Below are 17698 nucleotides of genomic sequence, written 5' to 3' on the forward strand. Positions count from 1 at the left end.
CTGCGCCCGTGCACGCATGTTGAGGGCAGATAACAAGCATGGCTAAGCAAGACTACTATGAAACGTTAGGCGTTGCGAAAGGCGCGGATGAACGTGAAATCAAGAAGGCGTATAAGCGCCTGGCGATGAAGTTTCACCCGGACCGTAACCCCGGTGACAGCAGTGCTGAAGCCAAATTTAAAGAAGTCAAAGAAGCCTACGAAGTGCTGAGCGATTCGCAGAAACGCGCTGCATACGATCAGTATGGTCATGCTGCGTTTGAACAAGGCGGCATGGGCGGCGGCGGTGGTTTCGGCGGCGGCGCAGACTTCAGCGATATCTTTGGCGACGTTTTCGGCGACATATTCGGTGGCGGACGCCGTCAACGTGCGAGCCGTGGCTCCGATCTCCGTTACAACATGGATCTGACTCTGGAAGAAGCCGTGCGTGGCGTCACCAAAGAGATCCATATTCCTACGCTGGAAGAGTGTGATGTTTGTCATGGCAACGGCTCCCGTCCGGGCAGCTCGCCGGCGACCTGTCCAACCTGCCACGGTAACGGCCAGGTGCAAATGCGTCAGGGATTCTTCACCGTGCAGCAGGCGTGCCCGCACTGTCACGGTCGCGGCAAGATCATCAAAGATCCGTGCGTGAAATGTCACGGGCATGGCCGTATGGAAAAAAGCAAAACGCTGTCGGTTAAAATTCCGGCGGGCGTGGACACGGGGGACCGCATTCGTCTTTCCGGCGAAGGCGAAGCCGGTGAAATGGGCGCGCCAGCGGGCGATCTGTACGTCCAGGTCCAGGTGAAGCAGCACCCAATTTTCCAGCGCGAAGAGAACAACCTGTACTGCGAAGTGCCTATTAACTTTGCGATGGCGGCATTGGGCGGCGAAATCGAAGTGCCGACGCTGGATGGCCGCGTGAAGCTGAAAGTCCCGGCGGAAACGCAGACTGGCAAACTGTTCCGAATGCGTGGTAGAGGCGTGAAGTCCGTTCGCGGCGGCGCCCAGGGCGACCTGCTGTGTCGCGTTGTGGTGGAAACCCCGGTCAGCCTGAATGAGCGTCAGAAAGAGCTGCTGCAGGAGCTGGAGCAGAGCTTCGGCGGACCTTCCGGCGAGCGCAACAGTCCGCGTTCGAAAAGCTTCTTCGACGGCGTGAAAAAGTTCTTTGACGACTTGACCCGTTAAGTCCGTTCTCGCGTCGATTCCATCAACGGCCCGCTTGCGGGNCGTTTTTTATGGCGCGACGCTGCGCCGTTTTCTTTCCCCTCGTGGACAGTTCGCGTGATGGCGGCCTTCTTGAACGCCTTGGCGCGTTGTGACAAAAACGTCATATCGCGACGATATGCTTAGGCACTTCCTCTCTAGCTTAAACGGATGCCTATCATGCAACGATTTTCCCACCGCTTCTGTGCGTTTCTGTGTTTGGCGATGGTGTCTGCCGCGGCCTATTCCGCCACCGCGCCTCAGGTGATCGCTCATCGGGGTGGGACCAGCGACGCGCCGGAAAATACGAGGGTTGCGGTTGAATCCGCGCTTAAGAACGGCGCGGATGCAATCTGGGTTACGCTGCAGGAGACGAAAGATGGCGTGATTGTGCTTTATCGCCCGACGGATCTTAAGGCGCTGACCGATAAACAGGGCCCGGTTTCTGCGTATACCAGCGCTGAATTGGCAAATGTGGATGCGGGATGGGCTTTCGGCGATATCCCGCATCACCCCTTCCGAGGCAAAGGTATTGGCATCCCCCGACTGGATGCGATTTTGCGTGCTTATCCTCAGGTGCCGTTCTATCTGGATATCAAATCGCCCGACGCTGATCCGGTGCGTTTCGGCCAGGCGCTGTTGAAAACGCTGCTGGAAACCAGAAGTTTGGCGCGCACGCGCGTTTATTCCACGGATGCTCGTTATCTTGAGGCGTTGCCGCCGCAAATTTCTCGTTTCGAAACCCGAGACCGTACCAGAACCTTGCTGGCGAATGTTTCCATGGCACATCTATGTGACCCGCTTCCGGCCGCGCGCGTACCGCATTGGTATGGGTTGGAGTTGCGTCGCGAGGTCGAGGNCGTCGAGCGCTTCACCTTGGGAGAAGGGCGTTCCAAAGCCGTACTGACCTGGGATAAAGAAGCGATGGACTGCTTCCGGTCGGCCGGGGCGGCGCAGGTGATTCTGTTCGGCGTCAATACGCCAGCCGACTACCAGCGTGCGCGGGAGTTAGGGGCGGATGGCGTGCTGGTGGATTCTCCGCGCGGCGCATGGTTTTTTCGTCAGGGAAACGTGAAATAGCGCTGCACACCGCCATCAAGAATGGCGGTTGGTGCGGAGATGACACGATTTTTCAGCCCCAAAGGCGCTCAACATTTTGGTGTGATTCGTTTCTGCCGAAGGTTATCCGGTTTTTGTTGAATATTGAGGCATTTTCAACGAGTGTATGGGCTGATTCCCGACTTCCTGACATCACAAGAAGACGGTGTACCGATTTCGCTTAAAGAGAGAATGTCCTGATGATGAGGCTATTGCGCCGGTTAGCCCGGCTGGATGCGGCGGCGGGAATGACGCTGATTGCAGCAACGCTGCTGGCGTTGCTGATGGCGAATATTCCGCTGACGGCAATGGGATATGACAAGGTGCTGACTACGCCGCTCGACGTCACGGTGGGTGGGATAAACTTTCACGCCACGCTGCTGCACGCAATCAACGATGGCCTGATGACGCTGTTTTTTTTGATGGNGGGGCTTGAGGTAAAACGCGAGCTGATGGTTGGCGCATTGGCCAGCCGTCGTCAGGCGCTATTACCCGTAGCGGCCGCTCTCGGAGGCATGGTGGTCCCCGCGCTGATCTATCTGGCGATCAACGCCGCAGATGTGCACACTCGAGTGGGTTGGGCCATTCCGACGGCGACGGACATCGCCTTCGCCGTGGGTATTCTGGCGTTGCTGGGCAAACGGGTGCCGCTGGGACTGAAGGTTTTCCTGCTGGCGCTGGCGATCATCGACGATCTCGGGGCTATTCTGGTGATCGCGTTCTTTTACACGCAGCAACTGAATGGGCTGGCTCTGCTGGGGGCGGCGTTGTCGGCGCTGGTTCTGGCATATTTGAACTGGCGACAGGTAATGAACTCACCCGCGTATTTATCAGTGGGCGCCGTTCTGTGGCTTTGTGTTCTGCTATCGGGCGTGCATGCCACGCTGGCGGGAGTGGTGGTTGGATTCCTGATCCCGCTGCGCGCGCCGGCCGGGCAGCCGTCGCTCGCGACCGCGTTGGAGCACCGGCTGAGCGGCTGGGTCGCATTTCTGATTATCCCGCTATTCGCATTCGCCAACGCGGGTATCGCGCTACAAGGTGTTGATGCGGGACAGATGCTTTCTCCGCTCACGGTGGGAATCGCCGCCGGTCTGCTGATAGGAAAACCGCTGGGGATTATGGTGTTCAGCGGGGGAGTAATCGCTCTTGGGCTGGCGAAGTTACCGGCAGGCGTGAACTTTCGTCAGCTCAGCGCGGTATCGGTGCTGTGCGGCATCGGCTTCACGATGTCCATTTTCATCACGCTGCTCTCTTTCGGTGGCGAAGCGGATGCGGCGACGGTTCTGTATGCCAAGCTGGCGATCCTGACGAGTTCACTAGCGGCCGGCGTGTTTGGTTTTATCGCCTTGCGTATTGCGCTGCCTGCCATATCGGCTCATACGCCGGCGCCCAGAGAGTGACGGGGCGCCAGGNGCTGTAGCCATCGNATGAGGGAAGACGATCGCCGCAATTAACGGCGCTGGCGATCCCTCAGGGGTTTTAAGTTAACAGACTGTAATATAAGATAAAATCTAAGTTTTCAGGATTTCAGACATAAAAAAACCGGCCTAGGCCGGTTTTTTCTAGCAATGTTCGCGAGAACGCGATTATTGCAAAGCGTTGATCTGTGCGATCAGGTTTGACTTATGACGTGCAGCCTTGTTCTTGTGAATCAGGCCTTTGCTAGCCTGACGATCCACGATCGGTTGCATTTCATTAAACGCTTTCAGTGCTGCTTCTTTATCGCCAGTGGCGATCGCCGCGTATACTTTCTTGATGAAAGTGCGCATCATGGAGCGACGGCTTGCGTTATGCTTGCGACGCTTTTCAGACTGTACGGCGCGTTTCTTAGCTGATTTGATATTAGCCAAGGTCCAACTCCCAAATATATTCTATCGAGGACAATTCAAAGGCCGAGGAATATGCCCGGTTAGCCTTCTTTTGTCAATGGATTTGTGCAAATAAGCGCCGTTTGTACGTCAGCGCTTGTTACGTTGTGATGGCGCAGGATTTTAACAGCTTCACGTCGGGGAATATAGTCTTTCGCGCCATAAATCGGTATTAAAACGCGCAACGCGTATTAACGGACTGTTCTTGGCAACCACATGCCTTATCGGCCGTGAGATGCCGTCACTCCAGGCGGCGTTTTTGCGCTTTTTAAACTCTCCGCCAGTGCTGAAATCAGAAGAGCTGGCGACAAAAGGCACGCATCCCGGGTTAACCTTACCCGTTGTACAAGGTATAATCCGCCGATTTCCACTGTTTTGAGCCAGTTATGCAGCTAATACGCGGTATACACAATCTTCAGGCACACCATCATGGCTGTGTGCTTACTATTGGTAACTTTGACGGTGTCCACCGCGGGCATCATGTGCTGCTCGAACGCCTGAAACAGGAAGGGCAGAAGCGCGGACTGCCTGTGATGGTCATGATTTTTGAACCCCAGCCGCAGGAGCTGTTCGGCGGCGAAAACGCGCCCGCCCGACTGACCCGGTTGCGCGATAAGGTGAAATATCTGTCGCAGGCCGGCGNCGATTACCTGCTGTGCGTGAAGTTCGACGCGGCCTTCGCCGCCCACGATGCCCATGCCTTTATTTCCGATCTGCTGGTGAACAAGCTGGGCGTGAAATTCCTGGTGGTGGGGGATGACTTCCGCTTTGGCGCTGGTCGCAAAGGGGATTTCCTGTTATTACAGAAAGCGGGCGTTGAGCTGGACTTTGAGGTCATCAGCACCGATTCGTTCTGCAACGGTGGAAAGCGAGTGAGCAGCACCGCGGTGCGGGAAGCGCTCAGCCAAGACGATTTGGCTCAGGCCGAAGCGCTATTAGGGCACCCGTTCAGTATTTCTGGGCGCGTGGTGCATGGCAATGCGCTCGGTCGCACGATAGGTTTTCCGACGGCGAATGTGCCGTTGAAACGCCAGGTATCGCCGGTCAGTGGCGTGTACGCCGTAAGCGTCTATGGGCTGGGGGATGAGCCAATTCCCGGCGTGGCCAACATCGGAACGCGCCCGACAATCACCGGCGACAAACGTCAGCAGTTGGAAGTGCATTTGTTTGACGTCACGCTGGATCTGTATGGCCGCCACATAGAAGTGGTCATGCGCAAAAAACTACGTAATGAACAGCGGTTTGCTTCGCTTGATGCGCTGAAGCAGCAGATCGCTAATGATGAGGTGGCGGCCCGTGAATTCTTTGGGCTAAAGGCACCGGTTTAATTTTTCTAGCCGAAAACGAAATCGAGAATCTAATGAGTGACTATAAAACTACCCTGAATTTGCCGGAAACAGGGTTCCCGATGCGTGGCGATCTCGCCAAGCGCGAACCCGATATGCTGAAACGTTGGTACGATCAGGATCTATACGGGATTATTCGTAGCGCCAAGCAAGGTAAGAAAACCTTTATCCTGCACGATGGCCCCCCGTACGCCAACGGCAACATTCACATTGGTCACTCGGTTAACAAGATTCTTAAAGACATCATTATCAAGTCCAAAGGGCTTTCCGGCTATGACTCGCCCTATGTTCCGGGCTGGGATTGCCACGGCCTGCCCATCGAGCTGAAAGTTGAGCAATTGGTCGGCAAGCCGGGCGAAAAAGTCAGCGCGGCAGAGTTCCGTCAGGAGTGTCGTAAGTACGCGGCAGAGCAGGTCGCCGGCCAGAAAAAAGACTTCATTCGACTGGGCGTGCTGGGCGAGTGGGATCATCCCTATCTGACGATGGACTTCGACACCGAAGCCAACATCATCCGCGCGCTGGGCAAAATCATCGCCAACGGTCACTTGCACAAGGGCGCCAAGCCGGTTCACTGGTGCGCCGACTGCGGTTCCGCACTGGCGGAAGCGGAAGTCGAATACTATGACAAAACCTCTCCTTCTATCGATGTCGCTTTTAGCGCGGTCGACCGTTCCGCCGTGGCGGCGAAGTTCGGCGTGTCTGCCGATGCGGTAGAGGGCGCCATTTCCCTGGTGATTTGGACTACGNCCCCGTGGACCCTGCCGGCTAACCGCGCTATCTCTCTGAATGCGGAATTTATTTNCCAACTGGTGCAGGTGGACGGTCAGGCGCTGATTCTGGCGGCGGATTTGGTCGAAAGCGTCATGCAGCGTCTGGGTGTTGCCGAATGGAAAGTGCTGGGCGAATGCCAGGGTAACGCGCTGGAACTGCTGCGCTTCAATCACCCGTTCATGGGCTTCGATGTCCCGGCTATTCTGGGCGAACACGTCACGCTGGATGCCGGTACGGGCGCCGTCCATACTGCGGGCGGACACGGTCCGGACGACTATGTCATCAGTCAGAAATATCAGTTGGAAATCGCCAACCCCGTGGGGCCGGACGGCTGCTATCTGCCGGGCACGTTCCCGGGGCTGGACGGCCTGTTCGTCTTCAAAGCTAACGACATCGTCGTTGAGATGCTGCGCGAGCGCGGCGTGCTGCTGCATGTTGAAAAACTGCTGCACAGCTATCCTTGCTGCTGGCGTCACAAAACGCCGATTATCTTCCGCGCGACCCCGCAGTGGTTTATCAGCATGGATCAGAAAGGGCTGCGTCAGCAGTCGCTGTCGGAAATCAAAGGCGTGCAGTGGATCCCTGACTGGGGGCAGGCGCGAATCGAAACCATGGTCGCGAATCGCCCAGACTGGTGTATTTCCCGTCAGCGCACCTGGGGCGTGCCGATGTCTTTGTTCGTGCACAAAGAGACCGAAGAGCTGCACCCGCGTACCGTGGAACTGATGGAAGCCGTCGCTAAACGCGTTGAGCAGGATGGCATTCAGGCATGGTGGGATCTGGACCCGGCGGAGCTGCTGGGCGAAGACGCCGCCAACTACGTCAAAGTGCCTGATACGCTGGACGTGTGGTTTGATTCCGGTTCCACCCATGCGTCAGTCGTCGACGTGCGCCCGGAATTTGGCGGCCACGCGGCGGACATGTATCTGGAAGGCTCCGACCAGCATCGCGGCTGGTTTATGTCTTCTCTGATGATCTCGACCGCCATCAAGGGTAAAGCGCCGTACCGTCAGGTACTGACGCACGGCTTCACCGTGGATGGGCAGGGTCGCAAAATGTCCAAGTCCATCGGCAACACGGTCAGCCCGCAGGACGTGATGGATAAACTCGGCGCCGACATTCTGCGCCTGTGGATCGGCTCTACCGACTATTCCGGTGAGATCGCAGTGTCCGATGAAATCCTGAAACGTTCCGCCGACGCCTATCGCCGTATTCGTAACACCGCGCGCTTCCTGCTGGCCAACCTGAACGGTTTCGATCCGGCGCAGCACAGCGTGGCGCCTCAGGATATGGTCGTGCTCGATCGCTGGGCGGTTGGTTGCGCGAAAGCCGCACAGGAAGAGATTCTGGACGCGTACGAAAACTACGACTTCCACCGCGTAGTTCAGCGTCTGATGCAGTTCTGCTCGATCGAGATGGGATCGTTCTATCTCGATATCATCAAAGATCGTCAGTACACCGCNAAGAGCGACAGCGTCGCGCGCCGCAGCTGTCAGACGGCCCTGTTCCACATCGCCGAAGCGCTGGTGCGCTGGATGGCGCCGATCCTCTCCTTTACGGCGGATGAGATCTGGGCTTACCTGCCGGGCGAACGCGCGCAGTACGTCTTTACCGAAGAGTGGTATGACGGCCTGTTCGGGCTTGATGGTGCAGAAAGCATGAATGAGGCTTTCTGGGCCGACATGCTGCAAATCCGCAGCGAAGTGAACAAGGTGATCGAGCAGGCGCGTAACGATAAACACATCCGTGGTTCTCTGGAAGCCGCCGTCACGCTGTATGCGGATAGCGCACTGACTGAGAAGCTGAATCAGCTGCAGCCGGAACTGCATTTCGCGCTGCTGACCTCTAAAGCGACCATCGCGTCTTACGACGATGCGCCTGCGGATGCGCAGCAGACGGAATTATCAGGGCTGAAAATTGTCCTTGATAAGGCTGACGGCGAGAAATGCCCGCGTTGCTGGCATTTTGAAACGAATATCGGCACGGACTCCGAGCATCCTGAAGTGTGCGGTCGCTGTGCTACCAATGTCGGTGGCGCGGGCGAAGTGCGTAAATTCGTCTAATGAGACACTCTATGAAATCAACGGGACTGCGCTGGCTTTGGCTGGCGCTGGTAGTGCTGGTAGTGGATCTGGGCAGTAAGCAGTGGGTCATGACCCACTTTCAGTTGGGAGAGTCGCTGCCGCTGATCCCATTCTTTAATCTGACCTATGCCCATAATCCGGGCGCGGCGTTCAGCTTCCTGGCCGATAAAGATGGCTGGCAACGCTGGTTCTTTGCGGTGATCGCGCTGGCGATTACGGCGGCGTTGCTGGTACTGATGTACCGCTCCAGCGCCAGCCAGAAGTTGAACAACATTGCTTACGCCATGATTATCGGCGGCGCGGTGGGTAACCTGACCGATCGGTTGGTTCATGGCTATGTGATTGACTTTGTTGATTTCTATATCAATGACTGGCATTACCCCATCTTCAATATTGCCGATGCGGGCATCTGTATCGGCGCATTGCTGATTGTGTTGGAAGGTTTTTTCGTGTCCTCTGAGAAGAAAAAAGCCGAAGGTAAATAGCGCATGTCTGAGCGTGTTCAGAATCATAGCGCCGTGCTGGTGCATTTCACGTTGACGCTGGAAGACGGCTCTGTGGCGGAAAGCACTCAGCGCAGCGGAAAGCCGGCGCTGTTCCGTCTGGGGGACGGAAGTCTGTCCCCCGAGTTGGAGCAGCAGCTGCTGGGGCTACAGGCGGGCGATAAACGTCGCTTTAGCTTACCGCCCGAGTCCGCTTTCGGCGACGCCAATCCCGATTTGATTCAGTTTTTCCTGCGACGCGACTTCGCCGAAACCGGCGTGCCCGACGTAGGGACGATCATGTTGTTCAGCGGCATTGGCGGTCAGGATATGCCGGGCATTATTCAGGAAGTGGCGGAAGAGTCCGTCACCGTCGATTTCAACCATCCGCTGGCCGGACATACCATCACGTTTGACATCGACGTGCAGGCTATCGATCCCCCGTTACAGGAGGAGAAGCATGAAAATCTTGCTGGCTAACCCCCGCGGGTTTTGCGCGGGCGTCGACCGCGCCATCAGCATCGTGGAGCGCGCGCTGGAGATCTACGGCGCGCCGATTTACGTTCGTCACGAGGTGGTGCATAACCGCTTCGTGGTTAACGGCCTGCGTGAGCGCGGCGCTATTTTTATCGAACAGATCGATGAAGTTCCGGATGGCGCGATCCTGATTTTCTCGGCGCACGGCGTCTCACAGGCGGTGCGGGCAGAAGCCAAAAGTCGCGATTTGAGCGTATTCGACGCCACCTGTCCGTTGGTCACCAAAGTGCATATGGAAGTCGCGCGCGCCAGCCGGAAAGGGATGGAAGCCATTTTAATCGGCCACGCGGGTCATCCCGAAGTGGAAGGCACCATGGGGCAGTACAACAACCCTGAGGGGGGGATGTATCTGGTCGAAAGCCCGGAAGACGTGTTCGCGCTGCAGGTTAAACACGAAGACAAGCTGTGTTTCATGACGCAAACCACCTTGTCTGTGGACGACACCTATGCGGTGATTGATGCCCTGAGGGCGCGTTTTCCGAAGATCATCGGGCCGCGTAAGGACGACATTTGCTATGCGACGACTAACCGGCAGGAAGCCGTACGTCATTTGTCCGGCGAAGCGGACGTCGTGCTGGTGGTCGGCTCTAAAAACTCCTCTAACTCAAACCGTCTGGCGGAGCTGGCGCAGCGCGTCGGCAAACGCTCTTATCTTATTGACTCGGCTGACGATATTCAGGAAGCCTGGTTCAATAATACGGCGTGCGTAGGCGTCACAGCCGGTGCATCGGCGCCCGACGTGCTGGTGCAGGAAGTCGTACAGCGTCTCCGGTCGCTGGGTGGCGAAGTCGCGCACGAGATGGTCGGACGCGAGGAAACCATCGTTTTCGAAGTGCCGAAAGAGCTGCGCGTTGACGTTAAGCAGGTCGACTAACGATCTGACAGAACGACAGCCCGTTCGGCGCTGTCGTTTCCTCCTTCCAGAAAATATTTCCCTGCGTTGAAACTGCATGTTTATGCGTTATAGTGATGAACCTGCATGACGCCTTTATCACCGCGAAAATGGCATCCCAGTCCCCTTAGCGAGCGGTGGCGCGGGTCACAGAGACGGGATGCGCGCTTAATTTTACCGGTCGGCAAATCTATTCACTTTCTTCCGTCCGGTTTCGTTACCCTGAATGCATTTTTTATGCATGACATGAAATAAGAGAGAAGACATGAAGGATTCATCAATCCGTATTGCAGTTGCCGGTGCTGGCGGACGCATGGGGCGTCAGCTGATACAGGCGGTTGATCACATCGACGGCGCAGTACTGGGTGCCGCGTTGGAGCGAGCAGGGTCTACGCTGGTCGGCAGCGATGCCGGCGAACTGGCCGGGCTGGGAAAACGGAATGTGGTTGTTTCTGACTCCCTCGATGCTGTGAAGGACGACTTCGACGTTTTGATCGATTTTACGCGTCCCGAAGGCACATTGGCGCATCTGGCGTTCTGTCGCCAGCACGCTAAATCCATGATTATCGGCACGACGGGCTTTGATGATGCGGGNAAAGCCGCAATATCCGAGGCGTCCGCTGAGATAGGGATCGTTTTCGCCGCCAACTTCAGCGTGGGCGTGAACGTGATGCTGAAGCTGCTGGAGAAGGCGGCGAAGGTCATGGGCGATTACACGGACATTGAAATTATCGAAGCGCATCACCGCCATAAAGTGGACGCGCCTTCGGGTACGGCGCTGGCTATGGGCGAGTCTATCGCTGGCGCTTTGGGGCGCGATCTCAAAAGCTGTGCGGTCTATGCGCGTGAAGGCTACACCGGCGAGCGAGACCCGAAAAGCATCGGTTTCGCGACCGTTCGCGCGGGCGATATCGTCGGTGAGCACACCGCCATGTTTGCAGATATCGGCGAGCGTGTAGAGATAACCCACAAGGCTTCAAGTCGGATGACCTTTGCAAATGGCGCAGTGAGGGCGGCAATATGGATAAGTGCTCATAAATCCGGCCTTTTCGATATGAAAGATGTGCTTGGACTCGATGATTTATGATTTTTGAAATTATGTTATATTTATAACATCATGATTTTAATGACACCTTTTGGTGTCATTTTTGTTTTTATGTAAAAATATAGTCTTTTTATATTTTTTGCTTTATATCGTTTTAATTTCTATTTTTTAATCCCCTTAAAGGCCCTTTTTTTACTTCGTATTGCTCTGTTTTCGGCGAACGATGCTATCTCAATCATCTTTTTGGTTATTTCGGTTAGCAACCGTTTTCTTACGCCATTTTATGTGTGTTTTTATGGCTGTCGACCAGGATTATTGACTGGATACGTATAAATACAAGAAAAAATCCTGTTTTGGATGGACAATTGACCGGGTCGTCATTAAAATGCGCCCAATTTGCCGAAAATTTACCTTACAGGTGGTTTTTGCATTGATTTAGATCGGTGAATCTGAATTAATATGCAAATAACGTGATTGTTTATTCCTTGGAGGGTGTTTTGATTAAGTCAGCGCTATTGGTTCTGGAAGACGGAACCCAATTCCACGGTCGGGCCATTGGGGCAGAGGGATCGGCCGTGGGGGAAGTGGTCTTCAATACGTCGATGACCGGTTATCAAGAAATCCTCACTGATCCTTCCTATTCCCGCCAGATTGTCACTCTTACGTATCCCCACATTGGTAATGTCGGCGTCAACGCCAGCGACGAAGAATCCTCATCCATTCAGGCACAAGGCCTGATTATTCGCGACCTCCCCCTCATTGCCAGTAATTACCGCAGCCAGGAAACCCTTTCCAACTACCTCCAGCGCAACAATATTGTGGCGATTGCGGATATCGATACCCGCAAGTTGACGCGTTTGCTGAGGGAGAAAGGCGCGCAAAACGGCTGCATTATTGTGGGCGACGCGCCGGATGCGGCGCTGGCGTTGGAAAAAGCGCAGTCATTCCCGGGCCTGAAAGGCATGGATCTGGCGAAAGAGGTGACGACAACCGCCAGCTACGAATGGCGTCAGGGGAGCTGGACGCTGCAGGGCGATCTGCCGACGGTGAAAGACGAAAGCGAGCTGCCTTACCACGTGGTGGCCTACGACTACGGCGCCAAGCGAAACATCCTGCGCATGCTGGTCGATCGCGGCTGCCGTCTGACCGTCGTGCCAGCTCAGACTTCGGCTGAAGACGTGTTGAAACTTCGTCCGGACGGCGTGTTTCTGTCCAACGGTCCCGGCGACCCGGCGCCCTGCGATTATGCCATCGACGCCATCAAAACCCTGCTGGACACCGAGATCCCGATCTTCGGCATTTGCTTAGGCCACCAGCTGCTGGCCCTGGCCAGCGGCGCCGACACCATCAAAATGAAATTCGGCCACCACGGCGGCAACCATCCGGTGAAAGATCTGGATGCGGGCCGCGTGATGATCACCGCTCAGAACCACGGCTTTGCGGTAGACGAAGCCACGCTGCCGGCGAATTTGCGCGTCACGCACAAATCGTTGTTCGACGGCTCATTGCAAGGCATTCACCGCACCGATAAACCGGCTTTCAGCTTCCAGGGNCATCCAGAAGCCAGTCCGGGTCCGCACGACGCCGCGCCGCTGTTTGACCACTTTATCGAGCTGATTGAGTCTTACCGTAATACCCAATAATCAGAAGACGCTTAGTCGCGCCGCGCCGAGTCATCTTCCTTGGACGGCGGCGAGTAAGCGGGTTCTCAGGAGCGAGAAATGCCAAAACGTACCGACATAAAAAGTATCCTCATTCTGGGCGCCGGCCCGATCGTCATCGGTCAGGCGTGCGAGTTCGACTACTCTGGCGCGCAGGCATGCAAGGCGCTGCGCGAAGAGGGCTACCGCGTCATTCTGGTGAACTCCAACCCGGCAACGATCATGACCGACCCGGAGATGGCGGACGCCACCTACATTGAGCCGATTCACTGGGAGGTCGTGCGCAAAATCATCGATAAGGAGCGGCCGGATGCGGTGCTGCCGACGATGGGCGGCCAGACGGCGCTGAACTGTGCGCTGGAGCTGGAGCGCCATGGCGTGCTGGAAGAATTCGGCGTCACGATGATCGGCGCGACCGCCGATGCCATCGACAAAGCCGAAGACCGCCGTCGCTTCGATATCGCCATGAAAAAAATCGGGCTGGATACCGCCCGTTCCGGCATTGCGCACTCGATGGAAGAAGCGCTGGCCGTTGCCGCCGACGTCGGCTTTCCCTGCATTATCCGCCCCTCCTTTACAATGGGCGGCACCGGCGGCGGCATTGCCTACAACCGTGAAGAGTTCGAAGAGATCTGTACCCGCGGTCTGGACCTCTCTCCAACCAACGAGCTGCTAATCGATGAGTCGCTGATCGGCTGGAAAGAGTATGAGATGGAAGTGGTGCGGGACAAAAACGATAACTGCATCATCGTCTGCTCTATCGAAAACCTGGACGCAATGGGGATCCATACCGGCGACTCCATCACCGTTGCCCCGGCGCAAACGCTGACGGACAAGGAGTACCAAATCATGCGTAACGCCTCGATGGCGGTACTGCGTGAAATCGGCGTTGAGACCGGCGGTTCCAACGTCCAGTTCTCGGTAAACCCGAAAAACGGTCGTCTCATCGTCATCGAGATGAACCCGCGCGTCTCTCGTTCCTCGGCGCTGGCCTCCAAGGCAACCGGCTTCCCGATTGCGAAGATCGCCGCGAAGCTGGCGGTGGGCTACACGCTGGACGAACTGATGAACGATATCACCGGCGGACGTACGCCGGCGTCCTTCGAACCCTCTATCGACTACGTCGTTACCAAGATCCCGCGCTTTAACTTTGAAAAATTCGCAGGCTCCAACGACCGCCTGACGACGCAGATGAAGTCGGTGGGCGAAGTGATGGCGATCGGCCGCACACAGCAGGAGTCGTTGCAGAAAGCGCTGCGCGGACTCGAAGTGGGCGCGACCGGGTTTGATCCGAAAGTGGATCTGGACGACCCCGAGGCGCTGACCNCCATTCGCCGGGAGCTGAAAGACGCGGGCGGCGATCGCATCTGGTATCTGGCCGATGCTTTCCGCGCCGGAATGTCGATAGACGGCGTTTTCAACCTGACGAATATCGACCGCTGGTTCCTGGTGCAGATTGAAGAGCTGGTGCGTCTGGAAGAGCAGGTGGCGGAAGGGGGCGCAAACAGCCTGACGCCGGACTTCCTGCGGATGCTGAAGCGCAAAGGGTTTGCCGATGCGCGTCTGGCGACCTTGGCGGGCGTTTCCGAAGGGGAAATCCGTAAGCTGCGCGACAAATACAACCTGCACCCGGTCTACAAACGCGTGGATACCTGCGCCGCCGAATTCTCGACCGATACCGCCTACCTCTACTCCACGTATGAAGACGAGTGCGAAGCGAATCCGAATGTCGACCGCGATAAAATCATGGTGCTGGGCGGCGGGCCAAACCGTATCGGTCAGGGTATCGAGTTCGACTACTGTTGCGTACATGCATCGCTGGCGCTGCGGGAAGACGGCTATGAAACCATCATGGTCAACTGCAACCCGGAAACCGTTTCTACGGACTATGACACGTCCGATCGCCTCTACTTCGAGCCGGTCACGCTGGAAGACGTGCTGGAAATCGTCCGTATCGAAAAACCGAAGGGCGTGATCGTCCAGTACGGCGGCCAGACGCCGCTGAAGCTGGCGCGTGAGCTGGAAGCGGCCGGCGTACCGGTGATTGGCACCAGCCCGGATGCCATTGACCGCGCGGAAGACCGCGAACGTTTCCAGCAGGCGGTTGACCGCCTGGGCCTGAAACAGCCGGCGAACGCCACGGTCGTCGCCATCGAACAGGCGGTGGAAAAAGCCGCAGGCCTCGGTTATCCGCTGGTGGTGCGCCCTTCTTATGTTCTGGGCGGCCGCGCGATGGAAATCGTCTACGACGAAACGGACCTGCGTCGTTACTTTCAGACGGCAGTCAGCGTCTCCAACGACGCGCCGGTGCTGCTGGACCGCTTCCTGGACGACGCGGTGGAAGTGGACGTGGACGCCATCTGTGACGGTGAACAGGTACTAATCGGCGGCATCATGGAACATATCGAACAGGCTGGCGTGCATTCCGGCGACTCCGCGTGTTCGCTGCCGGCTTACACCCTGAGCCAAGACATTCAGAATGTGATGCGTCAGCAGGTGGAAAAACTGGCGTTCGAACTGTCCGTGCGAGGGTTGATGAACGTGCAGTTCGCGGTGAAGAACAACGAAGTGTACCTGATTGAGGTAAACCCGCGTGCGGCGCGGACCGTGCCGTTCGTCTCCAAGGCCACCGGCGTGCCGCTGGCAAAAGNGGCGGCGCGCGTGATGGTAGGCAAAACGCTGGCCGAACAGGGCGTAACCCAAGAAGTGATTCCGCCTTATTACTCGGTGAAAGAAGTGGTGCTGCCGTTCAATAAATTCCCGGGCGTCGNCCCCATTTTGGGGCCGGAAATGCGCTCGACCGGCGAAGTCATGGGCGTGGGCCGCACGTTTGCAGAAGCGTTCGCCAAAGCCATGCTGGGCAGCAGCTCCGCGATGAAGAAAAACGGCCGCGCGCTGCTGTCGGTCCGCGAGGGCGACAAAGGCCGCGTCGTGGATCTGGCGGCCAAGCTGCTCAAACACGGGTTTGAGCTGGATGCGACTCACGGCACCGCGGTGGTGCTGGGCGAGGCGGGCATCAATCCGCGTCTGGTCAATAAGGTGCACGAAGGGCGTCCGCACATTCAGGATCGCATCAAGAACGGCGAATATGCCTATATCGTGAATACCACGGCTGGTCGTCAGGCGATTGAGGACTCTAAGCTAATTCGTCGCAGCGCGTTGCAGTACAAAGTGCACTACGACACCACCATGAACGGAGGGTTTGCCACCGCGATGTCGCTGAATGCCGACCCGACCGAGCAGGTGACCTCGGTGCAGGAAATGCACGCTAAAATCAGCCGATAACTCCCTTTCATAGAGTGGGTCGATAAACGGGCCGATCGGTTATGCCGATTGGCCCGTTTTTTATCGATATTTCATTATGTTGAATCTTTATTCGGTAGCATAAAAGACTACCTTTCCTGAAAAAGACGCATTTAGCGTCTACGCTTAAAGGGTGACTCCAACCTGTGCGGGTGAGTGTTTTTTATCCGTCTGAACATCCTTTATCAGGAGATAAGTATGGCTTCGCATGAGAAAGAAGGTCAGTCTTCACGTCCCGCTTTAACCGGCAAAAATCCGGTCGACGCCTACCCCCAGCCCCCGTTTCCCAGCCAGCCGCAAACCCCGCCGGGGCTGGCGAGCAAGATGCAGCCGCAGCCGGATCACGGCGAGGAAAGTTATCGCGGTACGGGCCGACTTGAGGGACGAAAAGCGCTGGTGACCGGCGGAGATTCCGGTATTGGCCGCGCGGTGGCGATCGCCTATGCGCGTGAAGGGGCGGATGTCGCGATCAACTATCTGCCGGAAGAAGAGTCTGACGCTAAAGAGGTCATCGACCTTATTCGCGCCGAAGGCCGTACGGCTGTGGCGATACCGGGCGATATTCGCGACGAAGCGTTCTGCCACAAACTGGTGGACGAAGCGGTGCATAAGCTGGGCGGGCTGGATATCCTGGTGAATAACGCCGGACGCCAGCAGTATGTGGAGTCGATTGCGCAACTGACGACCGAAGCGTTCGACGCCACGTTCAAAACCAATGTTTACGCGCCGTTCTGGATCAGCAAAGCCGCGTTGCAGCATATGAAACCCGGCTCGGCGATTATTAATACGACCTCGGTCCAGGCCTTTAACCCGAGCGCGATTCTGCTGGATTATGCGCAGACCAAGGCTTGTAATGTGGCGTTCACCAAGGCGCTGGCGAAACAGATCACCGGCAAAGGGATCCGTGTCAATGCGGTCGCGCCGGGACCCTATTGGACGGCGCTACAGCCGAGCGGCGGCCAGCCGATGGAGATGGTGCAGCAGTTTGCCGCGAGTTCGCCGATGGGACGTCCGGGGCAGCCGGTGGAAATCGCGCCGCTGTATGTCACGCTGGCCTCGGCCGAAGCCAGTTACACATCTGGTCAGGTGTGGTGTGCGGATGGCGGCACCGGCACAGTGTAGTCATCATCGTCTCTGGCGTGGAGCGGCGATGGCCGTTCCTCGTCATTATACGACCACGTCGATGCCCTGTTGGTTTCACTACGTTGAAGCCCATCCTGCTGTACTCTTGCTCTGGTTCCTCTCCCTGGCTAGCTGCCGTAATTCCTATCGTCATCAAATTCATCGCGAAAAATTCGTGCATAATGTTTCCGATCACGCTGTGGCCGGCCTGTTCGAACCATCCGCCATGAGCGACGGCGCGGCGGAGCCGCCGCTGTCTGCGACAGCGTGAATTCTCGGGACTTTTGAGTCGGATCGGAGCA

14 protein-coding genes are annotated in these 17698 nt (G+C 56.8%); 13 read left to right on the top strand and 1 reads right to left on the bottom strand.

The annotated features are described in order from the left end of the window. Nucleotides 1-38 precede the first annotated feature (38 nt). The 3 genes from dnaJ to nhaA all read left to right on the top strand — a co-directional run bounded on the left by dnaJ (nucleotide 39) and on the right by nhaA (nucleotide 3685). Nucleotides 39-1169: a molecular chaperone DnaJ gene (gene dnaJ / locus RZ35_RS01145; RefSeq protein WP_026741653.1), complete on the top strand. Its 1131-nt coding sequence runs from the start codon at nucleotides 39-41 to the stop codon at nucleotides 1167-1169. A gap of 198 nt (nucleotides 1170-1367) precedes the next feature. Continuing rightward, nucleotides 1368-2267, top strand: coding sequence for a glycerophosphodiester phosphodiesterase family protein (locus RZ35_RS01150; protein ID WP_026741654.1), 900 nt, complete (start codon nucleotides 1368-1370; stop codon nucleotides 2265-2267). A gap of 218 nt (nucleotides 2268-2485) precedes the next feature. After that, nucleotides 2486-3685 (top strand): Na+/H+ antiporter NhaA, encoded by a 1200-nt coding sequence (gene nhaA / locus RZ35_RS01155; RefSeq protein WP_026741655.1) that lies wholly within the window; start codon nucleotides 2486-2488, stop codon nucleotides 3683-3685. Between the two features lie 186 nt (nucleotides 3686-3871). Here nhaA and rpsT read toward each other — a convergent pair whose 3' ends face one another. Further along, nucleotides 3872-4135, bottom strand: a complete 264-nt coding sequence (rpsT, locus tag RZ35_RS01160) for a 30S ribosomal protein S20 (RefSeq protein ID WP_026739060.1) — start codon at nucleotides 4133-4135, stop codon at nucleotides 3872-3874. A 404-nt stretch (nucleotides 4136-4539) separates the two neighbouring features. Here rpsT and ribF point away from each other — a divergent pair, with 404 nt between their 5' ends. The 10 genes from ribF to RZ35_RS01210 all read left to right on the top strand — a co-directional run bounded on the left by ribF (nucleotide 4540) and on the right by RZ35_RS01210 (nucleotide 17667). Beyond that, nucleotides 4540-5481: a bifunctional riboflavin kinase/FAD synthetase gene (gene ribF / locus RZ35_RS01165; RefSeq protein WP_026741656.1), complete on the top strand. Its 942-nt coding sequence runs from the start codon at nucleotides 4540-4542 to the stop codon at nucleotides 5479-5481. Between the two features lie 32 nt (nucleotides 5482-5513). Then, nucleotides 5514-8333 (top strand): isoleucine--tRNA ligase, encoded by a 2820-nt coding sequence (gene ileS, locus RZ35_RS01170; RefSeq protein WP_026741657.1) that lies wholly within the window; start codon nucleotides 5514-5516, stop codon nucleotides 8331-8333. Then, entirely contained in the window at nucleotides 8333-8839 is a 507-nt protein-coding gene (lspA, locus tag RZ35_RS01175; protein ID WP_026741658.1) for a signal peptidase II, read from the top strand. Before ileS ends, lspA begins: the two co-directional genes overlap by 1 nt. 3 nt (nucleotides 8840-8842) lie before the next feature. Beyond that, nucleotides 8843-9316 carry an FKBP-type peptidyl-prolyl cis-trans isomerase gene (fkpB, locus tag RZ35_RS01180; protein ID WP_026741659.1) on the top strand — a complete coding sequence of 158 codons (474 nt, stop codon included), beginning with the start codon at nucleotides 8843-8845 and terminating at the stop codon, nucleotides 9314-9316. Continuing rightward, on the top strand, nucleotides 9297-10247 hold the full coding sequence (gene ispH, locus RZ35_RS01185; RefSeq protein ID WP_026741660.1) for a 4-hydroxy-3-methylbut-2-enyl diphosphate reductase: 951 nt from the start codon (nucleotides 9297-9299) through the stop codon (nucleotides 10245-10247). Before fkpB ends, ispH begins: the two co-directional genes overlap by 20 nt. 283 nt (nucleotides 10248-10530) lie before the next feature. Next, on the top strand, nucleotides 10531-11352 hold the full coding sequence (dapB, locus tag RZ35_RS01190; RefSeq protein ID WP_026741661.1) for a 4-hydroxy-tetrahydrodipicolinate reductase: 822 nt from the start codon (nucleotides 10531-10533) through the stop codon (nucleotides 11350-11352). A 455-nt stretch (nucleotides 11353-11807) separates the two neighbouring features. Then, complete coding sequence (gene carA / locus RZ35_RS01195; protein ID WP_026741662.1) at nucleotides 11808-12953, top strand: glutamine-hydrolyzing carbamoyl-phosphate synthase small subunit; 1146 nt, start codon at nucleotides 11808-11810, stop codon at nucleotides 12951-12953. Nucleotides 12954-13031: 78 nt separating this feature from the next. Then, nucleotides 13032-16256, top strand: coding sequence for a carbamoyl-phosphate synthase large subunit (gene carB / locus RZ35_RS01200; RefSeq protein WP_026741663.1), 3225 nt, complete (start codon nucleotides 13032-13034; stop codon nucleotides 16254-16256). A gap of 216 nt (nucleotides 16257-16472) precedes the next feature. Continuing rightward, a complete protein-coding gene (locus RZ35_RS01205; protein ID WP_026741664.1) occupies nucleotides 16473-17396 on the top strand; it encodes an SDR family oxidoreductase in 924 nt (307 codons plus the stop codon). A gap of 28 nt (nucleotides 17397-17424) precedes the next feature. Then, on the top strand, nucleotides 17425-17667 hold the full coding sequence (locus RZ35_RS01210) for a hypothetical protein (protein ID WP_026741665.1): 243 nt from the start codon (nucleotides 17425-17427) through the stop codon (nucleotides 17665-17667). Nucleotides 17668-17698: the final 31 nt, after the last annotated feature.

The sequence above is a fragment of the Lonsdalea quercina subsp. quercina genome, assembly GCF_000688655.1.
In the GTDB taxonomy this organism is placed as follows: domain Bacteria; phylum Pseudomonadota; class Gammaproteobacteria; order Enterobacterales; family Enterobacteriaceae; genus Lonsdalea; species Lonsdalea quercina.

Excerpts from the sequence above, each read along its gene's own strand:
- fkpB (WP_026741659.1), top strand. The coding sequence starts at position 8,843 with ATGTCTGAGCGTGTTCAGAATCATAGCGCCGTGCTGGTGCATTTCACG.
- dnaJ (WP_026741653.1), top strand. The coding sequence starts at position 39 with ATGGCTAAGCAAGACTACTATGAAACGTTAGGCGTTGCGAAAGGCGCG.
- RZ35_RS01210 (WP_026741665.1), top strand. The coding sequence starts at position 17,425 with ATGGCCGTTCCTCGTCATTATACGACCACGTCGATGCCCTGTTGGTTT.
- lspA (WP_026741658.1), top strand. The coding sequence starts at position 8,333 with ATGAGACACTCTATGAAATCAACGGGACTGCGCTGGCTTTGGCTGGCG.
- RZ35_RS01205 (WP_026741664.1), top strand. The coding sequence starts at position 16,473 with ATGGCTTCGCATGAGAAAGAAGGTCAGTCTTCACGTCCCGCTTTAACC.
- ispH (WP_026741660.1), top strand. The coding sequence starts at position 9,297 with ATGAAAATCTTGCTGGCTAACCCCCGCGGGTTTTGCGCGGGCGTCGAC.